Below are 2,374 nucleotides of genomic sequence, written 5' to 3'. Positions count from 1 at the left end.
CCACGAGGGCCTTTCTGGTCGGTGTAGACGTCGCAATCCACACCGAACCGGAAGGCCCTCACCCGTTCAAGATCCCTCAACCGAGACCTGGCTCACCCGTCCACAACCTCCCGGGACAGAACACCTAGGGCGTGTTGCGAAAGTCCCGTCGTTCGCCCGAAGGGCGGGCCTCGCGGCGTCAGGTGCGTGCTCTCGGCGTGCCGGGCGGAAGCCCTCGTACTGGATGTACTTGGGCTTTCGCCCGGTGCGGCGAAGGGGGTCCCCCCGTCCGAGCCCTGCGCAGCAGGTTCGAGGATGGGGGCGCGTGCATGGCGTCGCGAGGCAGGCGGGACTTTCGCAACACGCCTTAGGCGGCGAGGTCCCGTTCGGAAGCCGCGGCCTCCGAGCGGGCGCCGGGGATCACCGAGGCGCCCCGCTCGGCGCCGCGCGCGCGAATCAGCCACGCGCCTTTCGAGGAGCGTTCGACCGCCTTCAGCAAAGGCGTCAGAAGGGCCATCGCGAGCGGCGACAGCAGAAGGGCCACCGCCGTCCCGAGCGCGAATCCGCCGATGACGTCCGTCGGGTAGTGCACGCCCATGTACACACGGCAGAAACCCTCGAGCAGCGCGAGCACGAGTCCGACGAGCCCGAACTTCCGGTTGGCCACGAAGAGTCCGACCGCCATCGCCATGGTGATCGTCGCGTGGTCGCTCACGAAGGAGTAGTCGGTCTTCCCGGACACCAGGACCTCGATGCCCTCGTGGGTCCGGAACGGCCGGGGCCGCTCGACGAACCCCCTTATCGGCACGTTCACCAGCACGGCCAGCGCGGCGGCGAGCGGGGCCCACACCAGCGCGGCCACGGAGGAGGCGGCGTCCTCGCCACCGCGCCGGCGCACGGACCACCAGCACCACAGGACGAGCAGCACCATCCCGAGCAGGATGCCGTACTCCCCGACGTACTCCATGACCCGGTCGAACCAGTGCGGGGCGTCCTTGGCCAGGCCGTTGATGTCGTAGAGCAGGTCGACGTCGGGGTTCGACCCGGATTCGGCGAGAACAGCCATGGTGCTGCGGCCCCTTCGTCGTCTTTCCCGGCGTACCCATGTGCGCTCGGCTACGTCCTCAGGAACGCACGGCTTCCGTCAATACGTTCCACACTCCACTGAATGATCACGCAGACGTTATCGAAGAGAGACACATTGCCGCAGCTCAGGGGGTGAGTTTCACGTTCGGTCACACCGTGGTGGGCAATGCTTTCGCGCCATCTTCGGTGACCCGCGTGGCACCGAAGTACTCAGAAGTGTCGATCGGGTCGAACCGGATCACAGCACCTGTTCTCGGGGCGTCGATCATGTATCCGCCGCCCACATAAATCCCCACATGGTGGATGGCGCGGGAATTGTTGAGGTCCTTGGAGAAGAACACCAGGTCCCCCGGCAGCAGTTCACTTCTGGCCGGATGCGGGCCCGCGTTGTACTGGTCGTTCGCCACGCGGGGCAGCGTGATGCCCACACTCGCGTACGAGGCCTGCGTCAGCCCCGAGCAGTCGAAGCGCCCGCCCTGCTCGGCGGTTCCGGTCCCGCCCCACAGATAGGGCGTCCCGAGCTTCTTCTGCGCGTAATAGATCGCGCCGGCAGCCTGCTTGGAGGGATCGACGCGGGTCGTGGGCGCCGCGAAACTCTCCTCCAGGGTCGTGATGGTCTTCACGTAGTTCTGGGTTTCCTTGTACGGCGGCACACCCCCGTACTTGATGACCGCGTACGCGCCCGCGTTGTAGGAGGCGAGCATGTTCTCGGTGAGGTTTCCCGGGACGTCCTTCACATAGGACGCGAGCGAGCAGTCGTAGGAAGCCGCCGAGGGAATCGCGTCGTTGGGGTCCCAGACGTCCTTGTCGCCGTCACCGTCCCCGTCGACCCCGTGCGTGGCCCAGGTCCCGGGGATGAACTGCGCTATTCCCTGCGCCGCCGCGGCGCTCTGGGCCTTGGGGTTGAATCCGCTCTCCTGGTACAGCTGGGCGGCGAGCAGAGCGGGATTGATGGCGGGGCACAGATTGCCCCACTTCTGCACGAGCGGCTGGTACGCGGCCGGAACGGCCCCCTTGGCCAGGGCTCTGGTGGCCCCGCCCACGCCGTTCGCGAGGTTCCCGGCGACGACGTAGACCCCCACGACGAGCAGCATCACGAAGCTGAGCCCCGCCCCGAACACGGCGCCCGCAACCAGCCACGCCTTACGCACCGTCAACCGCCCCTCGCCCGCCGGGAGTCCGCCCGCGTCAGTCTAGGAGCTCCCCCGAAGGAAACCGGGGTACTCGGCGGGGTCGGCGCAAAGATCAGCGAACCGCGTCGCGGTAGAGGGCGGCGGCCTCCGCCCCGAGGGCCACGCTGTACGACACG

General features: G+C 67.6%; 2 protein-coding genes. Both read right to left on the bottom strand.

The genetic code is table 11. The annotated features are described in order from the left end of the window. Nucleotides 1–346 precede the first annotated feature (346 nt). Complete coding sequence (locus tag EHS43_RS42825; protein WP_125195854.1) at nt 347–1,045, bottom strand: phosphatase PAP2 family protein; 699 nt, start codon at nt 1,043–1,045, stop codon at nt 347–349. A gap of 169 nt (nt 1,046–1,214) precedes the next feature. Further along, nucleotides 1,215–2,222 (bottom strand): bifunctional lytic transglycosylase/C40 family peptidase, encoded by a 1,008-nt coding sequence (locus EHS43_RS42820; RefSeq protein WP_260470978.1) that lies wholly within the window; start codon nt 2,220–2,222, stop codon nt 1,215–1,217. Nucleotides 2,223–2,374: the final 152 nt, after the last annotated feature.

It is taken from the genome of Streptomyces sp. RP5T, assembly GCF_003933965.1.
Taxonomy (GTDB): Bacteria; Actinomycetota; Actinomycetes; order Streptomycetales; family Streptomycetaceae; genus Streptomyces.
The sequence above is the reverse complement of the archived record's forward strand: the minus strand, read 5'-3'. Positions and strand labels throughout refer to the sequence as shown.